General features: G+C 66.6%; 5 protein-coding genes. 2 read left to right on the top strand and 3 right to left on the bottom strand.

Annotated features, from left to right (window positions below; translation table 11 throughout):
- Positions 1-124 precede the first annotated feature (124 nt).
- Positions 125-583, top strand: coding sequence for a nucleoside deaminase (locus ACK1U9_RS12475; RefSeq protein ID WP_046615196.1), 459 nt, complete (start codon positions 125-127; stop codon positions 581-583).
- A complete protein-coding gene (locus tag ACK1U9_RS12480; protein WP_449109924.1) occupies positions 580-1,776 on the top strand; it encodes a CynX/NimT family MFS transporter in 1,197 nt (398 codons plus the stop codon). Before ACK1U9_RS12475 ends, ACK1U9_RS12480 begins: the two co-directional genes overlap by 4 nt.
- On the opposite strand, the gene pdxR is transcribed toward ACK1U9_RS12480, so the two are convergent.
- The 3 genes from pdxR to ACK1U9_RS12495 all read right to left on the bottom strand — a co-directional run bounded on the left by pdxR (position 1,769) and on the right by ACK1U9_RS12495 (position 6,074).
- A complete protein-coding gene (gene pdxR, locus ACK1U9_RS12485; protein WP_449109925.1) occupies positions 1,769-3,202 on the bottom strand; it encodes a MocR-like pyridoxine biosynthesis transcription factor PdxR in 1,434 nt (477 codons plus the stop codon). The genes ACK1U9_RS12480 and pdxR overlap by 8 nt on opposite strands.
- A 192-nt stretch (positions 3,203-3,394) precedes the next feature.
- The gene (locus tag ACK1U9_RS12490; protein WP_196183519.1) at positions 3,395-3,733 is read right to left on the bottom strand and encodes a hypothetical protein; all 339 of its coding nucleotides are present in this window, start codon (positions 3,731-3,733) and stop codon (positions 3,395-3,397) included.
- Positions 3,734-3,902: 169 nt separating this feature from the next.
- Positions 3,903-6,074 carry a malate synthase G gene (locus tag ACK1U9_RS12495; protein ID WP_449109926.1) on the bottom strand — a complete coding sequence of 724 codons (2,172 nt, stop codon included), beginning with the start codon at positions 6,072-6,074 and terminating at the stop codon, positions 3,903-3,905.
- Positions 6,075-6,136 lie beyond the last annotated feature (62 nt).

A 6,136-nucleotide genomic window follows, 5' to 3' on the forward strand; every position in this document is an offset into this window, starting at 1 on the left:
CGCGCGTATGAGCGGGAGGCCAATCGCCATTTGGGTGGCCACTGACAGGCATCCAATCTCTTCATTTCTGCCAGGCCGCCCAAGGCCGGATAATGACCAGGTCTTGCAACAGGAGAACCGATTCATGTCCGAAGAACGCTACATGCGCGAAGCGCTCGACCTGGCCCGCGCCAACATCAAGGCCGGTGGCCGGCCCTTCGGCGCCGTGCTGGTGTACCAGGGGCAGGTGCTGGCACGTGCGGTCAACGAGATCCACAGCACTCAGGACCCGACCGCCCACGCCGAGATGCAGGCCATCCGCAAGGCCAGCCACGCCCTGGGCCAGGCGCGTCTGGATGGTGCCGAAATCTACGCCAGCGGCCACCCGTGCCCGATGTGCCTGGCGGCCATGCACCTGTGCGGCATCGAGCGGGCCTGGTTTGCCTACGACAACGCCGAGGGCGAACCCTATGGCTTGTCCACCGCGACGGTATACGCGCAGATGGCCCGCCCGCCCCAGCAGCAGAGCCTGCCGCTGCGCGCCCTGAAACCCAGCGGCGAAGCCGGTCTGTACCTTGAATGGAAACAGGCCAACGCACAATGAGAGCGGCATTGAACCTGTTGCTGGTCATGCTGCTGGCAGTGAACCTGCGGCCGATCCTGACCAGCATCGGCCCGTTGCTCGAACCCATGCGCGCCAGCACTGGCCTGGGTTACCAGCAGGCGGCCTTGCTGACGGCATTGCCGGTGCTGTGCATGGGCCTGGTGCCCTTGCTGCAACCCTGGTTGCGGCGCTGGATCAGCGAACATGGCGGCATGCTCGCTGGCTTGTCTGCCATCGCCCTGGCCTGCCTGTGGCGCCTGCAACTGGACAGCGCCTGGGCACTGATTGCCAGTGCGGTGGTCGCCGGCCTGGGCGTGGCGGTCGTGCAGGGCATGATGCCGGGGCTGGTCAACCGCTGGTTCCCCAGCCGCCTGGCGGGGGCGATGGGCCTGTATTCGGCAGCGCTGATGAGCGGCGGCGGCCTGGCCGCCGTGCTCGGGCCGCACATCAGTGGCTACTTCGGCCACTGGCAGGTCGGCCTGGGCGTGTGGGCGATCCCGGCGGTGCTGGCGGTGCTGGCCTGGGCCGTGCTGCGGCCACGCCAGCAAGCGCCGAGGCTGGCCGGTGCCGCCGGCGGTCATTGGTTCGGCACGCGCCGGGCCTGGTTGCTGGCGCTGTACTTCGGCTTGATCAACGGCGGCTACACCAGCATGGTGGCCTGGTTGCCGGCCTATCACATCGAGCATGGCGGCAGCGCCCAGGGCGGTGCCGACCTGGTGGGCCTGATGACCATCTTCCAGGTGGCTGGCGCACTGGGTCTGCCGCTGTTGCTGCGGCGCTGGGCAGACAGGCGCCCGGGCCTGTGGTTGGCCTTGGCGATCCAGCTGGTGGGATTCCTAGGCCTGCTGCTGGCACCCACGCTGGCTTCGGGGGTGTGGGTGGCGATGATCGGTTTCGGCCTGGGCGCCTGCTTCAGCCAGAGCCTGACGCTGACCCTGGAGCACCTGAAGACACCTGCCGAGGCTGGCAGCCTGGCGGCGTTCGTGCAGGGCATCGGCTTCATCATCACCGGCATCGTGCCGTACGTCACGGGCTGGTTGCGCGACATGAGCGGTGATTTCCAGGCCTCGTGGACGCTGCTGACCGTGACCGTGGTGGCAATGCTGCTGGTTACCTCGTGCTTCAACCCTCGCGGTTATGCCGCGGCCATTGCCCGCCCGGTAGCGGCGGGCAAGGCCGCGCAGGTCAACTGAGGCGTTGCAGGGTGTCGCGCACCCGGTCCAGCGCCGGGTCGATGTCCAGCAGTTCGATGGCGCCGAAGCCCAGCAACAGCCCCGGGCGCACTGGCACTTGGCTGAAGAACGGCGCCAGCGAGTACAGGCCCACCTCCACCTTGCGTGCGAGGTTGGCCAGCAGCTCGACATCGACCCCAGGTTTGGCCAGGGCGCTGAGGTGAAAGCCGGCGCTGGCGGGGATGGCGCTGAACCACGGTGCCAGGTCGCCGCCCAGCCGCGCGAGGATGCGTTCGCGACGGGCGCTGTAGACCTCGTGGCAACGGCGGATGTGCTTGTTCAGGTGGCCATCGCCGAGAAACCGCGCCAGTGCCCACTGCAACAGGGTCGGGCTGTGCCAGTCGCTTAGATGCTTGGCCACGCAAGCGGCCTTCAACACGGCGGGCGGCAGTACGGCGTAGCCCAGGCGCAGCTCGGGCAGCAAGGTCTTGGAAAAGGTCCCCACATAGGCCACCAGGCCGTGGCGGTCGAGGCGCTGCAGTGCGTCTGCGGCTGGCCCGTGGTAGCGGAACTCGCAGTCGTAGTCGTCTTCGATGATCAACGCACCCAGCTCGGCGGCCCGTGCCAACAGGGCGTGCCGACGTGGCTCGCTCATTGGCATGCCCAGCGGGAACTGGTGCGAGGGCGTCACGTAGATCAGCCGGGTGCCGTCGGCGATCTGCTCCACGCACAGGCCTTCATCGTCCACCGGTACCGATTGCAGGCGCGCGCCAAGGGCCAGGAACAGTTGCCGCGCCGGCGGGTAGCCCGGGTCTTCCATGGCCACCTGGCAACCCGGCTCGACCAGTACCCGGGCGATCAGGTCCAGAGCCTGCTGGGCGCCGTTGCACACCAGCAGGTCGGCGGCGCTGCAGTGCACGCCGCGGGCGTAGGCGATGTGATGGGCAATGGCCTCGCGCAGCTCTGGCAGGCCCTGGGCGGGGAACTGTCGCTCGGGGTGGCGCTGGCTGCGGCGCAGGGCATAGTTCAGGCAGCTGCGCCATTGGTCGAACGGGAACTGCGCCTTGCTCGAGGCCCCGCCGATGAAGTCGTAACGCGAGGGCGCCTCGAGTTGACGTTGGCTCAGCACGGTGGCGCGCTGCTGCCAGCGCTCGAGCGACGCGGCAGCGGCCAGGGGAATGGCGCTCGACTCGCTGCTGCGCAGCGGCTGGCGCGGGGTGATGAAGGTACCCCGGCCGACCACGCCGCTCAGCAGGTTGTCGTAGGTCAGCCGCGAATAGGCCTCGGACACGGTCTTGCGCGACACACCCAACTGCTCTGCCAGCAGGCGGCTTGGCGGCAGTTGGGTACCGGCGGCCAGGTGGCCGCTGTCGATGCCGGCGCGCAGTTGCTGGTAAAGCTGGTCGGCCAGGCCTTTGCGGCCTTCCAGGCGAATGTGCAGTTCCATGGAGCGGTCCGGAGCGGGGAAGTGCTCAGGATAGCGGATTGGCCGGGGAAGGGCATGGGTCCGCTTTGCGGCCCATCGCGACACAAGGCCGCTCCCACAGGTACAGCGCTGCATTCAAAGTCTGTGATGTCCTGTGGGAGCGGCCTTGTGTCGCGATGGGGTGCAAAGCACCCCCAGAAAGCCAGCGCAAACTCAGATCCGGGCAGTGCTCACCGTGATGTAGCCCTTGTCCGCCAGCGCGATACGTATCACCGTCTCGTCCGCCGGCGCCTTGCGGTTGCGCTTGATGCGCACGCCTTCCACCGCCGCCGCTTTCATATGCTCGGTAATGGCCCGCCCGTTCGGGTCGAAGAACAACTCGCTGGCCAGCAACTCTATACGCTCGATCAGTTGGCGGGAGCGTTCATCGGTAGCGCAGAAGAACATCACCCCCGACAGGTGCGGGTCGTCATCGGGGTTGTTCATGTCATGGGCCAGCAGTTCGCGCAGGGTGCTGCGCAATTCGGCAGTGGGGCGGGCGTACAGGTGCATGCGGAACCTCCTCTGGATCGCTACCTTGCGTCATCCAGTGCCGATCATGTTTTCCGAGGGCAGAGGCAACAAGTAGGACGCTTCCGAGCGCCAAATAGGAAATTTCTGAAGGTGCCGGAATACCACCTGTTTTCATGCAGTGGGGGCCGCATAGCGGCCCCTGTCAGCTTCAGCGCCCGACCTCCTGCTTGAAGCGCAAGCGCCAGCCATGCAGTAACGGTTCGGTATAGCCACTGGGCTGCTGCCGCCCTTTGAACACCAGCTCCCGCGCAGCGCGGAAGGCATGTGATGCCTCGAAACCGGCGGCCATCGGCCGATAAGCCGGGTCCCCGGCATTCTGCTGGTCGACCACGCCGGCCATGCGTTGCAAGGTCGCTTCGACCTGCTCGGCATCGACCACCCCGTGGTGCAGCCAGTTGGCAATGTGCTGCGCCGAAATCCGCAGGGTCGCGCGGTCTTCCATCAGCCCCACGTCATGGATATCCGGTACCTTGGAGCAGCCGACCCCTTGCTCGACCCAGCGCACCACGTAACCGAGGATTCCCTGGCAGTTGTTGTCCAGTTCGGCCTGGATGTCGGCTGCGCTCCAGGGCCGCTCCGGGCTCACCGGGACACTGAGCAGACCCTGCAGCAATTCGGCGCGCTGGGCAGTCAGGTCAACCTGTTCCAGCGTTTGCTGCACGGCCGCCACATCCACCTGGTGGTAGTGCAGCGCATGCAGTGTCGCGGCTGTGGGCGAGGGCACCCAGGCGGTGGTGGCGCCGGCCCTGGGCTGGGCGACTTTCTGTTCGAGCATGGCCGCCATCAGGTCGGGCATGGCCCACATGCCCTTGCCGATCTGCGCCTTGCCGCGCAGGCCACAGGCCAGACCTACCAGCACGTTGCTGCGCTCGTAGGCCTGGATCCAGGTACTGCCTTTCATGTCACCCTTGCGCAGCATGGCACCGGCTTCCATGGCCGTATGCATCTCGTCACCGGTGCGGTCGAGGAAGCCGGTATTGATGAACACCACCCGTGATGCGGCGCTGGCGATGCAGGCCTTGAGGTTGACACTGGTACGCCGCTCCTCGTCCATTATGCCCATCTTCAGTGTGTGTGCGGGCAGGCCCAACAGGGCTTCGACGCGGCCGAACAGCTGGTCGGCAAAGGCCACCTCGGCCGGCCCGTGCATCTTCGGCTTGACGATGTACAGGCTGCCCTCGCGGGAATTGCCACGGCGCTTGAGGTCATGCAGGCCTATCAGGCTGGTGACCACGGCATCGAGGATGCCTTCCGGGATTTCCTGGCCATCACGGTCGTGGACGGCCGGGTTGGTCATCAGGTGGCCGACGTTGCGGATGAACAGCAGCGAGCGGCCCGGCAGGGTCAGTGGCTGGCCGTCTGCGCCGTGGTAGTGGCGGTCTTCGGCCAGGGTGCGTTCGAAGGTTCTGCCGCCCTTGCTGACCTGTTCGCTGAGGTCGCCCTTCATCAGGCCCAGCCAGTTGCGGTAGACGTTGACCTTGTCGTCGGCGTCCACGGCAGCTACCGAGTCCTCGCAGTCGATGATGGTGGTGAGCGCGGCTTCCAGGAGGATGTCCTTGACCCCGGCCGCGTCCTGCTGGCCGATCGCGTTGGCCGGGTCGACCTGGATTTCGAAATGCAGTTGGTGGTGCTGCAACAGGATCGCTGTTGGCGTGTTCGGCTCACCTTGGTAGCCACGCAGTTGCGCGGGCTGCCTGAGGCCGACCTGGCGGCCATCGGCCAGGGTTACCTGCAGCATGCCCTGGTTGATCGCGTAGGCCTTGGCGTCGTTGTGCGACGCACCGTCGAGCGGGGCAGAGGTATCGAGGAACTGCCGGCCATAGGCGATCACCTTGGCGCCGCGTTGCGGGTTGTAGGCCTGGCCGCGTTCGGCACCATCGGTTTCGGCGATGGCATCGGTGCCGTACAGGGCATCGTACAGCGAGCCCCAGCGGGCGTTGGCGGCGTTGAGGGCGTAGCGGGCGTTGCTTAGTGGCACCACCAGTTGCGGGCCGGCCTGCACGGCGATCTCGCGGTCGACGTTGCGGGTGCTGACCTGCACGCTTGCCGGGGGCTCGACCAGGTAGCCGATGCCTTGCAGGAAGTGCTGGTAGGCGGCCATGTCACGGATCGGGCCGGGGTGCTGGCGGTGCCAGTTGTCCAGTTCTGCTTGCAGGCGCTCGCGTTCGGCGAGCAGGGCGCGGTTTTGCGGTGCGAGGTCGTGGACCAGGCTGCTGAAGCCTTGCCAGAAGGTGGGGGCTTCGATGCCGGTGCCGGGGAGCACTTCGTCTTCGATGAAGCGCTGCAGGGTGGGGGCGATCTGGAGTGAATGGTTTGGCATTGTCTGTTCGCTCGGTGTTCAGGCTTCTGGAAAGTTTTTGCTTGTACCGGCCTCTTCGCGGG

The organism is Pseudomonas sp. XP1 (assembly GCF_053557675.1).

Bases quoted from the DNA above. Each gene is read 5' to 3' on its own strand.
- ACK1U9_RS12475 (WP_046615196.1), top strand. From the start codon at position 125: ATGTCCGAAGAACGCTACATGCGCGAAGCGCTCGACCTGGCCCGCGCC.
- ACK1U9_RS12480 (WP_449109924.1), top strand. From the start codon at position 580: ATGAGAGCGGCATTGAACCTGTTGCTGGTCATGCTGCTGGCAGTGAAC.
- pdxR (WP_449109925.1), bottom strand. From the start codon at position 3,202: ATGGAACTGCACATTCGCCTGGAAGGCCGCAAAGGCCTGGCCGACCAG.
- ACK1U9_RS12490 (WP_196183519.1), bottom strand. From the start codon at position 3,733: ATGCACCTGTACGCCCGCCCCACTGCCGAATTGCGCAGCACCCTGCGC.
- ACK1U9_RS12495 (WP_449109926.1), bottom strand. From the start codon at position 6,074: ATGCCAAACCATTCACTCCAGATCGCCCCCACCCTGCAGCGCTTCATC.